Source organism: Sandarakinorhabdus sp. (genome assembly GCF_987265915.1).
This window is the reverse complement of the sequence record NZ_OZ503948.1, coordinates 2,411,171-2,425,795: the sequence shown is the minus strand read 5'-3', so window position 1 is coordinate 2,425,795 and position 14,625 is coordinate 2,411,171. Positions and strand designations below refer to the sequence as shown.

Here is a 14,625-nt window from a genome sequence, read left to right as displayed (position 1 = left end):
GGGAGAATCGGCGATGATGCGCGTTGTCCTGCTGCTGGCGGCATCGGCGCTGGCGATGCCAGCGGCTGCCCAGGCCCTGCCTGACAGTTTCGATGCTGGCCGCGGCCCGCAAGGCGAATTGTGCCAGGCCGAACGGGTCTGGAACGATCCGGCGGCTGCCAACGCCTTTGATGCAGTGTATAATGTGCGCTGCCGGGGTTGGACCGAAACTGCCAGCGTCGGCCGGGTTGGCTTGTTCGTCGCGCGCGATGGCCTTTCTGATGCGGTGCGCAAGGCGGTGGCCAGCCGCATGTCGTGCGCCACTCCTGGCGCTGTGACCGTAGCCGAACTTGGCGCTGGCGAAGCTGCGCGCTGCCGCAATGGTGAAGGCGGCTATGCGGCCTTTGCAGTCGCCGCGCCGCAGCGCCGGCAGCTGCTGGCGCTCGATGGCCTGGATCGTTTTTCCGCCAATCTGGCGTCGGTGGCGCGGGCCGTTCTGGCCGGTCGGGCCGCGCTGGCGGCGCAAGCCGGCAAACCGATCGAGCTGGGTGCCTTGCCGGCCGCAGAAGGCGGCAGTGTGGTGGCAAGCGCGGCCTATGTGGCCAGCGGCATTGCCAGCCGCCGCGGCGAAGTGATCGAATACAGCGTTCGCGGCCAATATGGCGAAGCCCGTGAACTCGCCACGCGCTATCTGTCCCAGCTGTCACAGGGCGCATCGGCGGCCGATCGTGCGGATTTCATTCTGGAAGCGGCGTTGTCGTCGTCCAACCTTGGCTATGCCGACGCAGCCGGGGCCGGGCTCGATCAGGCCGAAGTCCTGGCGCGATCCGTGCGCGGGGCGGCCGCCGAAGCGCTGAATCGCAAACTGCTGGTGTATCGCGCCTTTGATGCGCTCAATCGTCGTGATTTTGCTGAAGCGCTGCGCCGGTCGGATGCGTCGCTGGCGGCGGCGATGACGGTGGCCAGCACTGGTGCGCCGCCACTGCAGGATGCGGCGGTGCTGGCGCAGCTCAATACCAGCAATACCCGATCGGCATCGACGCAAAACGATCAGTCATGGGAAGGCCCGACCATCCTGGAAGCCCAATCGCATTATGTGCGGGCTGCCGCGCTGCGCAAGCTGGGTCGGTTGAACGAATCCAGCGCTTCATTGGCGATTGCCGATGGCTTGCTGGCGCGTTTCGACAACAGCGGCCGTGATTTGTCGCGGCTGCAATTTCTGCGCAGTGAAGTGACCGCCGAGCAAGGCCGGGTTGCACAACGGTCAGGCGATCGTGCCGGCGCGCGCGCCGCCTTTGCCCGATCGGTGAGCGCACTGGAGCGCTCGTCGGTCTATGCCGGCACGCCGCTGCTTGGGCAGCGTCATGTCGAACTCGCCAATGCAGCACTGGCGGCGGGTGATGAAGCGGCTGCGCGGACCAGCTTCGCCAACGGCTTTGCCATCTTGCGTGAGCTGGGGCCGTCCACAGCCGCCACGGTCGGTGGGTTGGATCCATGGTTCGGCTTGCTGGTGGCAGATGCTGCGGCTGGCGGTGCACGTGCTGCCGAAGCCAAGGCCCGTTTTTTCGAAGCCGCGCAGTTGGTGAGCCCGCCGGCGGTTGCCAGCCAGATTGCAGCGCTGCAGAAAATTTTCGAAAGCGGCAGCAGCGATGGGGCCGTGCGCGCCAAGACTCTGCAATATCTCGATCGCGAAACCCGGGCGATGGCCACCAAGCTGAGCCTGCTGGCGCCTGACGCGTCGGATCGGGCCGCATTGGAAGCCCAGCTTGCCGCCTTGAACGAACGCGCATCCGGTGTGCGCGCCGAATTGGCCGGCGATCAGCAATTCCAGCAAGCGACCGAAAGCGTCGCGACTTTGGCGGAATTGCAGAAGAGCCTGCGCCCCGGCGAAGCCTATCTCAAGCTGGTGACCTTGTCGGGCCGCAGCTATGCGATGCTGGTGCGATCGAATGATGCGGCGGTTTATGCCACCGGGATGGAAACGAGAGAACTGGCGGCGCTGGCGCAGAAACTTCGCAGTTCGATCGACGGCACACGTTCACGCGATGGCCGCACCATCGTGCTGGTGTACGACGTTGAAGGGGCTTATCGGCTGAAACAGGCGCTGCTCGGCGGCGCAGGTGCCGCCCTGGATGGCGTGACCACGTTGATCACCGAACCAAATGGCCCGATGACTCAGCTGCCCTATTCGGTGCTCGTTGAAGATCAAGCCAGCGTTGCGGCCTTTGCCGATTCGGTGAAGCGCAACAGCCGCGATTACACTGGGGTGCGTTTCCTGGTGCAAAGCCGGCGGATTGATTCCGCCGTGTCGCCGCGGTCGTTCCTGATCAGCCGCAGTGTTTCGGCATCGCGTGCGTCGCAGCCCTATATCGGCCTCGGCAATCATGCCGTGCCAGAGGCGGCGGCCCTGGCTGATCTGCCGCAACGCGGGGCCTTCCGTGGCCAGTGTGCGACACGGGCCGATGCCTTGCGCGCCGGCTTTGCGTCGTTGCGGCCGGTGGGGGACACAGAAATTGCTGCCGCGCGCAAGGCGATGGGCGCTGGCGCCGAATCCGTCGAGCAGAATGCGTTCAGCGACACGCTGATCGACGATGCGAACGGGCTTGGCGGCCGTTTGCGCAACTTTGCCGTGGTGCACTTTGCCAGCCACGGCCTGAAGGAAGGCGAGCTTGATTGTGACAGCCCGCCGGCGCTGGTCACATCGATCGCTGACAATCCGCAAAGCGACGGCCTGCTGAGCTTCGAAGAGATCGCCGGCATGTCGCTCGATGCCAATCTCGTGGTGCTGTCGGCGTGCAACACAGCGGCGACCTCCAGCAGCAAGCGCGCCAACCAGAGCGGTTTCCGGAGTGAACTCGGCCAGGCGGCAACGCTCAATGGCCTGGCGCGCGCCTTCCTGGTGGCGGGCAGCCGCGCCGTTCTTGCCACGCACTGGGCCATCCCGGACAGTTTCCGCTCCCGTGATGGCCGCACCATCGAGGCATCGACCCGACTGATTTCGGAAATGTTTTCAGCCGGCAAATCGGGCCCGATGGGTGACGCGCTGCGCCAGGCGCAGCGCGGCATGATCAGCAGCATCGACACGTCGCATCCTTATTACTGGGGCGCGTTCATGCTGGTTGGCGATGGCGCCAAGCCCATGCTTGGCGGCCCGACTGGCAACGGCCGGTGAGCAGCATCGACATCGAAGCGCTGCGGGCGCCGATTGACGGGGACAACCCGTGCGGCCCCGATTTGCGCGGCGAACCCGAATTTCGGGAATTGGAGGACGCGCCGGGCGACTTTGCCGGCATGAAGCCGCCGGAGCTCGGCAAAGTCGTCAAGCGCTGCGCCGAGATGTTGATGCGCACCCGCGACCAGATGCCAGCCATTGTCGGCATCCAGGCCGCTGCCCGCGCCGGGGATATCCCCACGGCTACCGCGCTGTTCGCGTTCCTGGCGCAGCTGGCCGATGACCATTGGGAAACCTATCACCCCGGTCCGGCGGAGGACATGGCAATCGGGCGCGTCAACGAGCTTTCGGCGCTGTCCCGGCCGGCGGCCCTGCTGCTGCCGCTGCAACGCCTGGGCATCGTCAGCCTGCCGCCACCCTCGACCACGGAATATATCGCGGCGACCGTCGAACTCGCCCTGGAACCGGTGAGTGCCTGGACCGAGGAAGACGACGAAAAACTGGAAGCACGTGTTTCCAGTGGCACGATCAATGCCACGGCAGCACGCAGCGCCAAGCTCAACCAGGAAACGGGCCGGCAATTGCGCGGCATCATGATCTGTCTGTCCGCGACTGAACGCCAGCGCGACGTGGATGCTGATTGTTTGCCAGAGGGCTTTGATGCGACGGCCGCGCGTCCGGCTGCGATCGCCTTGCGGTCCGCTGCGGTGGCGCGCCAGCAGCAATTGCAGGCCTTGTCTGACCAGATCTACACGCTGATCGATGTGTTCGAGCGCAAGATGGGCGATTCGCCCAGCCTTGGACCGGTGCTGAACCAGATCAAATCGACCATCGCCACCATCACGCGGTTTCTCGAGATTTTTCCTGATCCGGATGCGGTTTCGGATGCCGACGACCATGAAGATGCGGTTGCGGAGGATGGCGCGGCCGGCCCGGCCGGACCGGCGCCCACGCGGAAGCGCTTTTCCGGTGATACGCCGCAGTCGCGTGCCGAAGTGCAGATCGCGATCGATGCGATCGTGCGTTACTATACGGAAAACGAACCGACCAGCCCGGTGCCGTTGATGATGCGGCGGGTGCGCAACTGGGTCGAGATGGATTTCTACGCGCTGTTGGAAGAGATTTCGCCAGAAACAATTGGCGACGCGCGCCGGCTCTTGGCAATTGCTTCGGATTGACGCACACTCACCAATGCAGCCGGAGACGATTCCGGATTCAAGTCAGATGGTTAAGGGGGATTTTCGATGGCGCAGGACGGTCAGAAATTCATCAAGCGCAACCGCAGCCCGCGTGTGCATATTGAATATGAAGTGCAGACCTATGGTTCTGTCGAGAAAGTTGCCTTGCCGTTTGTGATGGGTGTGCTGGCCGATCTTTCCGGCAAGTCCGAAAAAGAAAAGAAGGAAATGGGCGAACGCGATTTCGTGAACGTCGATATGGACAATTTCGGTGAGTTTCAGAAATCCATTGCGCCCCGTGCCGCCTTCATGGCCGACAACACGCTGACCGGCGAAGGCAAGATCGCCGTCGACCTCACCTTCAACAGCATGAATGATTTCACGCCTGGCCGTGTTGCTGAATCTGTTCCGGCGACGGCCAAGTTGCTGGAAGCCCGGCGCGAGTTGTCCGATCTGCTGGCCTATATGGACGGCAAGGACAAGGCGCAGGACGTCATCGACCAGCTTTTGAAGAATCCGGATTTGCTGGGCACGCTGGCCGCCGAATCGAAGGCGCGTTCTGGCGGCGACGCCTGAACCTGGCCCATAAACCCGCGATTTTAGGATAAAGAGCCATGGCAAGTGATCCCAATGCCGTTCAGGGCGCCGCAGCAGCAGCGACCGAAGTCACGGTCGATGATTTTTCCAGTCTGCTGCAGAAGGAATTCAAGCCGCGCACCGATGAAGCCAAGTCGCGTGTCGAATCGGCGGTGCGCACGCTTGCCGAACAGGCATTGGCGGGCACCAATCTGGTGTCGGGCGATGTGATCGGCACCATCGAGAGCATGATTTCGGCGCTGGACCGCAAGCTGACCGAGCAGGTCAATGCGATCATCCATCACCCAGAATTCCAGGCGCTTGAAAGTGCATGGCGCGGCCTGCACTACACCGTGATGAATTCGGAAACGTCCACCGATCTGAAGATCAAGGTGATGAATGTTTCGAAGGAAGAGCTTCGCAAGATGTTCTCCAGCTATCGCGGTGCCGCCTGGGATCAGTCGCCACTGTTCAAGCGGGTCTATGAAGCGGAGTTCGGCCAACTCGGCGGGCAGCCCTATGGCTGTCTGGTCGGGGATTATTATTTCAGCCAGGTTCCGACCGATGTCGAAGTTCTGGAAGGCATGGCCAAGATCAGCAGCGCAGCGCATGCGCCCTTTATCTCGGGCACGTCGGCCACGCTGTTCGGCATGGATAGCTGGCAGGATCTCGCCAAGCCGCGCGATCTGGGCAAGATTTTCGACACGCCGGAATATGCCGCCTGGCGGTCGCTGCGGGCCAAGGATGACAGCCGCTACATCGCGCTGACCATGCCGCGCGTGCTGGCGCGCCGGCCTTATGGTGCCACGTCAGAGCCGGTGGAAGAATTCGCCTTTGAAGAAGACACGGCCGGTGACCACGACAAATATTCCTGGATGAATGCCGCCTATGGCATGGCGGTGCGCGTCAATGCGGCCTTCAAGGAATTTGGCTGGTGCACCCGCATCCGGGGTGTGCAATCCGGCGGCACGGTCGAAGGCTTGCCGGTGGCGATGTTCCCGACCGAGGATGGTGACACCGCGGTGAAATGCCCGACCGAGATCGCCATTTCGGACCGGCGCGAAGGCGAACTTTCGGCGGCCGGCCTGATCGGCCTGATCCACCGCAAGAACACCGACCAGGCGACGTTCATCGGCGCGCAGACCCTGCATCAGCCGAAGGAATATGTCGACAAGGGCGCCACCGCCAATGCCCGGCTTTCGGCGCGCCTGCCTTATCTGTTCACCAGCTGCCGCTTTGCGCATTATCTGAAGTGCATGGTGCGTGACTGGGTTGGCGGCACGCCGACGGCGGACCAGATGCAAGCCAAATTGACCAGCTGGATTTCGATGTATGTCGACATGATGCCGGAAATGTCCTCGGAAGAGGACAAGGCGCGCAAGCCGTTGAAGGCGGCGGGCATCACCATCGAGGAAGATGAGGAAAATCCGGGCTATTACCGGGCAAAGTTTGAGTTTGTGCCGCATTTCCAGATGGAAGGCATGGATATCAGCCTTGGCATGACTTCGGCGCTGCGTCAGGCTGGAAACTGATTACGTATCTGATCGGACGGCAAACCTAAAAAGGGAGACGACCAATGGCAATGGACATGTTTTTCAAGATTTCGGACGGGATCTCCGGCGAATCGATGGACAAGGAAAAGGGAACCGTTGGCGATATCAGCGTGTTGGCCTGGTCATGGGGCGCATCGCAGTCCGGCACCTTCCATCTTGGCAGCGGCGGCGGTGCCGGCAAGGCCAATGTGCAGGATCTGTCTTTCACCAAGTATATCGACAAGTCCTCCCCTCCGTTGCAGCTGGCCTGCCTGACCGGCAAGCATATCGGGACGGCTGTGCTCAGCGTCCGCAAGGCGGGCGACAAGCCCTATGTTTATCTGAAGATAACCCTGACCAAGGTGCTGGTCTCGTCGGTTTCCACCGGCGGATCGGGCGGTGAAGACCGGTTGACCGAGAACGTCACGCTCAATTTCGCCAAGGTGAAGGTCGAGTATTTCGTGCAGGGCGACAAGGGTGCCGTCAGCGCTGCCGGCGACTATACGTTCGACATCGAGGCCAACACGAAGAAGTGATGTGGCAGCGGGTGCCGGTCGATCCGGCACCCGCTTCTAAGCTTTTCGGCCGGTTGGCACTCATCTGTTTATGGTTGGGCGAGGGACGAGGCCATGGAAGCCGAAACGCTGCTGAAAAGTGGCGATATTGCAGGCGCTCGCGCTTCGCTCGCAGCGTTGTTGCGTCGTGAACCGGGCAACCCGCAGGCGCGGCAGTTTTTCTGGCAGCTGGTCGCCCTGCACGGCGAATGGGAAAAGGCTGGCAGCCAGCTGCAGGCGCTTGCCACTGCTGAACCCAAGGCCATGATGATGGCCGGCGTGTATAATCAGGCGCTGGCGGCCATGCTGGTTCGCGATGCCGTGTGGGCCGGGCGCGAACGTCCGCAATCGATCGTCGGCAGCGAACCCTGGGTGGAAGGGCTGCTCGACGGCCTGCATGCCACCACCATGCAACGCCCCGATGCCGAAGCGCGCGTCGCCGCTGCACTGGACGCCGCGCCGGCCAGCAGTGGCAGCCTGAATGGCACGCCCTTTGCCTGGATCGCCGATGCCGATCAGCGTTTCGGGCCGATGATGGAAGTGATCGTCGGCGATCAATATGGATTTTTGCCGTTTGCCGCCGTGCGCAAGGTGGTGGCCAAGGGGCCGGAGGATCTGCGCGATCTGATCTGGCTGTCGGCCGATATCGAATTGCGCTCCGGTCAGACCTCGGCGGCGATGCTGCCGGTCACCTATCCGGGCACCGGCGCCAGTGGCCAGGCCCCGCTGCTGCTGGCGCGGGCCACCGATTGGCGCGACCAGGGTGGCATCGAAGTCGGCCTTGGCCAGCATCTTCTCACCAGCGATGATCCGGAAGTCGGGCTCCTGGAACTGCGCCAGTTGACGATCGACTGAGGGGGGGAAGGACACCGGCCATGCGTGATGAACGGCCGTTGAAGCCATCCGTGCTGGACAAGTTGATTGCCCATCTCGGCCGCGTGAAAGGTGATGGCAGTCGCGACACGGCGCCCTGTTACATCGCGCCGGTCGAACAATTTGGTGAACGCGAATTGCGCCAGGTGGTGATCCGTGATGTCGCCTGGATCATCAATGATATCAATTTTGCCACCGCGGTGCCGATCGATGATTATCCCGAAATCGCGACCTCGGTGCTCAACCAGGGTGTGCCCGATCTTACCGCGTTGCAGGTGGTGCGCTCCAGCCTGCAGCGCCGATCGCACGATCTGACCACGGCGCTGCATGCGTTCGAACCGCGACTGGTGCCATCGACGGTGCAGGTGGAATATGACACCAGTGACGTGCAGAATGAAAACAAGGTCCGCTTTTCCATTCGGGGTGAATTGCGTGGCGCCATCGACATGCGTCACGTCGAGCTGAAGACAGCGGTGACGCTCGATTCCGGTGAAGTCGAGGTGACGGCGGCATGAGTGCCACCGACCCGCGGCTGCTTTCGGCCTACAACCGCGAATTATTGTATCTGCGCCGCCGCGCCGGCGAATTTGCCGAAGACAACCCGCAGGTTGCCGGCATGCTGGGGCTGGATGCCCCAACCGATCCTGATCCCCATGTCGAACGGTTGATGGAAGGCGTTGCATATCTGAACGCGCGGGTGCGCGTGAAGATGGAAGAGGAATTTCCGCGCTTTACCCAATCGCTGCTGGAGGCGCTGTACCCGCACTATCTGGCACCAACCCCGGCCATGGGCATCATCGCACTCACCCCGATGGCGGGCGATGCGACGCCGCCGACTGGTGTGTTGCATCCGCGCGGATCGACGCTGATCGCAACGCTCACCGGCGACATGACGGAACCGGTGCAGTTCACCACCGGGCAGGATGTGATGCTGCTGCCGCTGAAGCTGATGGCGCTGGAATATCTGCCGACGCGCGCTGCCATCGCCGCGGCCTGCGGGGAGGCGCTAGGCGAAGCCGGGCTGCGCTTTCGGATCGAGGCAACCTCTGCGGCCCCCTTGTCGGCGTTGACCATCGATCGGCTGCCGCTTTTTCTGGGCGGCGGCGGCGATGTGCCGGGCTTGCTCTATCAGCAATTGCTGGCGGATAATCTGGGCGTACGGCTGGTGGCCCCCGATCGTGGCCGCCGGCAAGCCTGGTTCGAAGCCGCGGGCCCGCCGGTGCCGATGGGTTTTGATCCCGAACAGGCGCTGTTGCCCGATGAGGCCCGCAGCTTTGGTGGCTATCGCCTGTTGGCAGAATATTTCGCCATGCCGCAGAAATTCCGTTTCGTCTGCCTGACCGGGCTGGCGCGCGGCTTTGCGCGGGCCGATCGCGCGCTGGATGTGGTGATTCCGCTGCGCCGCGCGGTGCCACAACTGGCAGCGGCGGTGGCCGATGATTCGTTGCAGCCCTTTGTCACGCCGGTGATCAACTTGTTCGAAAAGCGGTTTGATCGCGTGCTGGTCGATCATCGCCAGGCCGAACATATCGTGCTGCCCGATCGCACCGCCGCGCTCGACTTCGAAGTCTATCGTCTGGATAGCGTGACCGGTTATGGCGACGAAGATCTGATCGGCACGCCGGCCTTGCCGCTCTATGCCCGCCGGGTCGAGCGCGGCGCGCGGCCGCTTTATTACACATTGCGGCGGCGGTTGCGGCGGTTGACCGAGGCCGAAAGCCGCCGCCGGCGCGAAGGCGATTATATCGGCACCGAAACCTGGATCAGCCTGACATCGCCGGGCGATGCGACTCTGGCGGCGGGCGTGCAGGAACTGGGCGCCCGTGGCCTGGTGACCAATCGCGCGCTTGCCACAAGGCTGCGCCCCGGTGCGGCGATCCTCAACCTGACGATGATGGACATGAAGGCGATTCATGGCATCGACTTGTTGATTGGGCCAACGCGGCCGCACCCGCCGATGGGGCTGGTCGATTCGGGCTGGCGCATTGTCAGCCATCTGGCACCTGGCCGGGATGGGTTCGTGCGCACCGATGGCTCTGCAGATGCCCTTGCTGATCATCTCAGCCTGTATCTGCGCGATGAATCGCCGGCGATGCGCCGCGAGATCCAGGGATTGACCGGGCTCACCTCGCGGCTGGTGACGCGGCGCGCGACCGGCAGCAACCGGTTGGCTTTCCTGCGCGGGCAGCGGTTGACGCTGGAATTGGCGTGGAACAGCTATGAAGCCGGCACCGCTTATCTGTTTTCCACGGTGGTGGCGCGCTTCTTGGCGGATTTCGCCACTATCAACAGCTTTGCCGAATGCGAGGTGAAGGCTGACAATGGCCTGAGCTGGAACTGGCGGCATTGGGAGGGCCTGGCAGCGGCCATGGGCAGCGGGGAGGGGGCATGGACGGGCCGTCGACCGACGATCTGAGCCGCTTGTTCGCTGAACTGGCTGCCGATCCGGAGCGTTGGGATTTCTTTGCCGCCGTTGCGGCCGTGGAAGCCGCCGATCCGGAACGACCGCGCGTGGGCGACGCATTTGAACCCGCGCAGGAAGCCATTGATCTGGCCCATGTCGCCGATTTCAGCTTTCCGCGGACCACCATTGCCGGCTGGCAAGCCGACGGGCGGCGGCCGATCCTGTGGTCGCGCCACCTCGGGCTGACCGGACCGATGGGGCCGCTGCCCAGCCACCTCACCGAAATCGCCTTTTATGAACGCGCGCGGCGCGGCCCGAAGCCGTTCAACCAGTTTCTGTCGCTGCTGGGCGCGCGGCCGTTGCAGTTCTTCTATCGCGCCTGGGCCAATGCCCGCCCTGTCGCCAATGCCACGCGGCCGGCGGACGATCGCTTCGCCGGCTATCTGGGCGCTGTTGCGGGCGCCACCGCGCTGAGCTTTCTGGCACCAACATCGCGCCCGGCCATGGGCGATGGTGCCAGCTTCGATGATTGGCGGCGCTTGCCCTACGGCGGCCACCTGGCCGCACTGCGGTCGCCGATGGCGATCGGGTCGTTGCTGTCGGAGCTGCTGCGTCGCCAGGTCACGGTGCGGGAAGCGGTGGGCCGCTGGCGAGAGGTGCCCGTGGAACAGCGCACCCGGCTGGGCCGCGCCGATGCCGTGCTCGGTCGCGGTGCCACGTTGGGCGGCCGGTTCTGGAGCGTGGAATATGATGTTGCCTTCGCCATCCGGGCGCGATCGATGGCCGATCTGGAGGATCTGCTGCCCGGCGGGCGCAGCCACCAGTTGCTTGCCGAAGCGGCGAGGGCGGCCTTGCCGCATCATGTGAACTGGCGGGCGCATGTCGCCATTGCCGAACATCTGATCCGCCCGGCCGCGCTTGGGCATGGGAAAGGCGGCGCCAAGGGCATGGCCCTGGGCGGCGGCACGCGGTTGGGCTGGACCAGCTGGATGGCGCCGCGCGGCCGTGCACGCCTGCGCCGCGACCTGACGATTCACGAACGCAGCATGCCGATGTCCGAAGGGATCGGCGAACCAAAGGAAGCAACATGACCGAAATCAGCCGGGCCGCCCTGTTTGGCCGACTTGCCCCCAGCGCTCTCAAAGCGATCGAGACTGCCTTTGGCTTCTGCAAGCTGCGCGGCAACCCCTATGTCGAAGTGGTGCATTGGCTGCACACGCTCAACGCCGATCCCAAGGGTGATCTTGCCGCGATACGCGCGCATTTCGGCCTGGATGAAGGCCAATTGGCGCGCGACACGGTGGCCGCGCTGGACAAGCTGCCGCGCGGCGCCTCCAGCGTTTCAGATCTGTCGTCGCATGTCGAGGAAGCTGTTGAGAAAGGCTGGCTTTATGCCAGCCTGATGTTCAACGCCGGCAAGGTGCGCAGCGGCCATCTGCTGTTCGCCATGTTGAAGACGCCCAATCTGAAGAATGTGCTGACCGGCGTGTCGAACGAGTATCGTAAGATCGATGCCGACAAGCTGGCCGCCGGCTTTGCCAGCATCACCGGAGCGAGCAGCGAAGCAAGTGAAGCGGGCGGGCTTGCCACCACCGGCGGCGGTGGCGGCGGTGACGGCGAACCTGGGCTGGAGCCGGCGCAGGAAGGATCGGCGCTGGCCAAGTTCAGCGTTGACCTGACGGCCAAGGCTCGCAGCGGCGAGATTGACAAGATCGTCGGCCGCGACGCCGAAATCCGCCAGGTGGTCGATATCCTGCTGCGCCGCCGGCAGAACAACCCGATCCTGACCGGGGAGGCCGGGGTCGGCAAGACGGCGGTGGTGGAAGGCTTTGCCCGCCGGATCGCCGACGGCGATGTGCCGCCGCAACTGAAGAATGTCACGCTGCGCAGCCTCGACATCGGGCTGTTGCAGGCCGGCGCCAGCGTGAAGGGCGAGTTCGAAAAGCGGCTGCGCCAGGTGATCGACGAGGTGGAGGCCGCCACCAGCCCGGTGATCCTGTTCATCGATGAAGCCCACACGCTGATCGGCGCCGGCGGCGCGGCCGGCACCGGCGATGCCGCCAATCTGTTGAAACCGGCGCTCGCGCGCGGCAAGCTGCGCACCATCGCCGCCACCACCTGGGCCGAATATCGGCTGTATTTCGAAAAGGATCCGGCGCTCACCCGCCGTTTCCAGACGGTGAACGTGGGCGAACCGGAAACCGACAAGGCCATCGCCATGTTGCGCAGTGTGTCGGACGCCATGGTCAAGCACCACCAGGTCATCGTGCTGGATGAAGCGCTGGAAGCGGCAGTGAAGCTGTCGCAGCGCTATATCCCGGCACGCCAGCTGCCTGACAAGGCGGTGAGCCTGCTCGACACGGCCTGCGCGCGCGTCTCGGTGAGCCAGCACGCTACGCCGGCACCGGTGGAAGATCGCCTGCGCCGGGTCGAACTGCTGGAGGTGGAGCGCGAGATCGCCGTGCGCGAAGCCGGCAGTGGGCTGGCCAGCCCCAAGCGCATCGGGGAAGTCGATGAAGCCCTGGTCGAGGCCCGCGCCGCCCTGGCCGAAGCGACGGCCAAATGGGAGGCCGAGAAGGCTGCGGTGGCCGCCGTGATCGCTGCCCGCACCGCGCGTGCCGATGCCGCCGAGAAAGGCGAGGAAAACGAGGCGCATGACACGGCGCTGCATGCCGCCATGGCCGATGTCGAGACCGCGCAGGGCGATGCGCCGATGGTGTTTGCCCAGGTCGATGCCAATGCGGTCGCGGCCGTGGTCGGCGATTGGACCGGGGTTCCGGTCGGCCGCATGGTCAAGAACGAGATCGCCGGCGTGCTGACCATGGCCGATGGCCTGAAGAAGCGGGTGATCGGCCAGGATCATGCTATGGAAGCCATTACCAAGCGCATCCAGACCAGCCGCGCCAAGCTCGACAATCCCAACAAGCCGGTGGGCGTGTTCATGCTGTGCGGGCCGTCGGGCGTCGGCAAGACCGAGACGGCGCACGCGCTGGCCGAGATGATGTATGCTGGGGACGACAGCATGATCATCATCAACATGAGCGAGTTTCAAGAGGCGCATACCGTCTCGACGCTGAAAGGTGCGCCGGCCGGTTATGTCGGCTATGGCCAGGGTGGTGTGCTCACCGAAGCGGTGCGGCGCCGGCCCTATTCCATCGTGCTGCTCGATGAAGTCGAAAAGGCTCACCCGGATGTCCACGAGATGTTCTTCCAGGTGTTCGACAAAGGCTATATGGACGACAGCGAGGGCCGCTACATCGATTTCAAGAACACACTGATCCTGCTGACGTCGAATGTCGGCACTGATCTGATCATGGAATTGACCGCCGATCCCGAAACCGCGCCCGACACCGAGGCGCTGGCCAAGGCATTGCGCCCGGAACTGCTCAAGGTGTTCCCGCCCGCGCTGCTCGGCCGCCTGATTGTGCTGCCCTATTTCCCGCTTTCGCCGGAAATGCTGGGTGGCATCGTGCGCTTGCAACTGGGCCGCATCGTCAAGCGCGTGCGGGAAAACCACAAGATCGCCATGAATTACGATCAGTCGGTGGTCGATCACATCGTGTCCCGCTGCACCGAAATCGCCAGCGGCGGCCGCATGATCGACAATATCCTGACCAACGACATGCTGCCGACGCTGTCGACCGAACTGCTCGGCCGCATGGCGGATGGCGTGACGGTGGAGCGCATCGACGTGACTGCACCGGGGGATGCGCTGCATTATGATTTTGTGGGGGGATTACAATGACAAACTTTACGCAAGATGATCTGCGAATTGCCCTGAAATTTTCACCAGATCAAAAAATTCAGAAACTGGCGGATGAAGCTGAGGTCGTTTCTGGCTCTTGGAAAATTCTGGCTGCGACTGTCCAGTTGATGGAAGATGGACCCAGCGGTGGCTCAGCTGTAATGTTTGCTGCCAATAAATCGGTTGCCATAGCAGGCGTGGCAGGATCTGCCAGTGGAGGCCAAGGAGTAAGGATCGCTACATTTGTGGCTGGCGCGATGCTTGCAACTGCAGAAATGGGTATCGAAGGTGCTAAGGTGATGAAAGAAGTTTCGTCCCCAGCAAAGTTTGGCGTTTTTGTAACACTCAAGACCGCAGAAAAAGTCATCGGAGCTGCTGGTCTTGCGGATAAGCACAAGTGTCAACTTGCAATTGCATCTTTAGTTGCTACCGGCGGACTCGCCGGTCTTTCCTGCGTTGCCACAGTTGGAGCCATGTGTATGTTTGGCGCAGCCGGGGTGGCGCTAGAGCTTTACAACACCTACCGTCAATGCGAACTCCCATGAATGGATCACAGACTCTGAGAATGACACTTGATAATAGCTCTGCTTCCTCCGACGTTGCCGGTCGGCA

At 63.2% G+C, this 14,625-nt stretch carries 11 protein-coding genes; all 11 read left to right on the top strand.

From position 1 onward, the window contains the following. The first annotated feature begins 13 nt into the window (after positions 1-13). The 11 genes from AC6UUM_RS11895 to AC6UUM_RS11845 all read left to right on the top strand — a co-directional run bounded on the left by AC6UUM_RS11895 (position 14) and on the right by AC6UUM_RS11845 (position 14,558). On the top strand, positions 14-3,151 hold the full coding sequence (locus tag AC6UUM_RS11895) for a CHAT domain-containing protein (RefSeq protein WP_500802493.1): 3,138 nt from the start codon (positions 14-16) through the stop codon (positions 3,149-3,151). Next, a complete protein-coding gene (locus AC6UUM_RS11890; RefSeq protein WP_500802492.1) occupies positions 3,148-4,329 on the top strand; it encodes a type VI secretion system protein TssA in 1,182 nt (393 codons plus the stop codon). The genes AC6UUM_RS11895 and AC6UUM_RS11890 overlap by 4 nt, the downstream gene beginning before the upstream one ends. A 66-nt stretch (positions 4,330-4,395) precedes the next feature. Next, positions 4,396-4,905: a type VI secretion system contractile sheath small subunit gene (gene tssB / locus AC6UUM_RS11885; protein ID WP_500802491.1), complete on the top strand. Its 510-nt coding sequence runs from the start codon at positions 4,396-4,398 to the stop codon at positions 4,903-4,905. Between the two features lie 38 nt (positions 4,906-4,943). After that, positions 4,944-6,437, top strand: coding sequence for a type VI secretion system contractile sheath large subunit (gene tssC, locus AC6UUM_RS11880; protein WP_500802490.1), 1,494 nt, complete (start codon positions 4,944-4,946; stop codon positions 6,435-6,437). Between the two features lie 44 nt (positions 6,438-6,481). Further along, positions 6,482-6,973, top strand: a complete 492-nt coding sequence (locus AC6UUM_RS11875; protein WP_500802489.1) for an Hcp family type VI secretion system effector — start codon at positions 6,482-6,484, stop codon at positions 6,971-6,973. 159 nt (positions 6,974-7,132) lie between these two features. After that, positions 7,133-7,846 carry a type VI secretion system accessory protein TagJ gene (locus AC6UUM_RS11870; RefSeq protein ID WP_500802488.1) on the top strand — a complete coding sequence of 238 codons (714 nt, stop codon included), beginning with the start codon at positions 7,133-7,135 and terminating at the stop codon, positions 7,844-7,846. 20 nt (positions 7,847-7,866) lie between these two features. Further along, complete coding sequence (locus AC6UUM_RS11865) at positions 7,867-8,379, top strand: type VI secretion system baseplate subunit TssE (protein WP_500802487.1); 513 nt, start codon at positions 7,867-7,869, stop codon at positions 8,377-8,379. After that, the gene (gene tssF / locus AC6UUM_RS11860) at positions 8,376-10,280 is read left to right on the top strand and encodes a type VI secretion system baseplate subunit TssF (protein WP_500802486.1); all 1,905 of its coding nucleotides are present in this window, start codon (positions 8,376-8,378) and stop codon (positions 10,278-10,280) included. Before AC6UUM_RS11865 ends, tssF begins: the two co-directional genes overlap by 4 nt. After that, on the top strand, positions 10,253-11,359 hold the full coding sequence (tssG, locus tag AC6UUM_RS11855; protein WP_500802485.1) for a type VI secretion system baseplate subunit TssG: 1,107 nt from the start codon (positions 10,253-10,255) through the stop codon (positions 11,357-11,359). The genes tssF and tssG overlap by 28 nt, the downstream gene beginning before the upstream one ends. Next, entirely contained in the window at positions 11,356-14,013 is a 2,658-nt protein-coding gene (gene tssH / locus AC6UUM_RS11850) for a type VI secretion system ATPase TssH (RefSeq protein ID WP_500802484.1), read from the top strand. Before tssG ends, tssH begins: the two co-directional genes overlap by 4 nt. Beyond that, positions 14,010-14,558 carry a hypothetical protein gene (locus AC6UUM_RS11845; RefSeq protein WP_500802483.1) on the top strand — a complete coding sequence of 183 codons (549 nt, stop codon included), beginning with the start codon at positions 14,010-14,012 and terminating at the stop codon, positions 14,556-14,558. The genes tssH and AC6UUM_RS11845 overlap by 4 nt, the downstream gene beginning before the upstream one ends. Positions 14,559-14,625: the final 67 nt, after the last annotated feature.

Coding starts and splice junctions, on each gene's coding strand:
- AC6UUM_RS11895 (WP_500802493.1), top strand. CDS start 14: ATGATGCGCGTTGTCCTGCTGCTGGCGGCATCGGCGCTGGCGATGCCA.
- tssB (WP_500802491.1), top strand. CDS start 4,396: ATGGCGCAGGACGGTCAGAAATTCATCAAGCGCAACCGCAGCCCGCGT.
- tssC (WP_500802490.1), top strand. CDS start 4,944: ATGGCAAGTGATCCCAATGCCGTTCAGGGCGCCGCAGCAGCAGCGACC.
- AC6UUM_RS11875 (WP_500802489.1), top strand. CDS start 6,482: ATGGCAATGGACATGTTTTTCAAGATTTCGGACGGGATCTCCGGCGAA.
- AC6UUM_RS11865 (WP_500802487.1), top strand. CDS start 7,867: ATGCGTGATGAACGGCCGTTGAAGCCATCCGTGCTGGACAAGTTGATT.
- tssF (WP_500802486.1), top strand. CDS start 8,376: ATGAGTGCCACCGACCCGCGGCTGCTTTCGGCCTACAACCGCGAATTA.
- tssG (WP_500802485.1), top strand. CDS start 10,253: ATGGACGGGCCGTCGACCGACGATCTGAGCCGCTTGTTCGCTGAACTG.
- tssH (WP_500802484.1), top strand. CDS start 11,356: ATGACCGAAATCAGCCGGGCCGCCCTGTTTGGCCGACTTGCCCCCAGC.
- AC6UUM_RS11845 (WP_500802483.1), top strand. CDS start 14,010: ATGACAAACTTTACGCAAGATGATCTGCGAATTGCCCTGAAATTTTCA.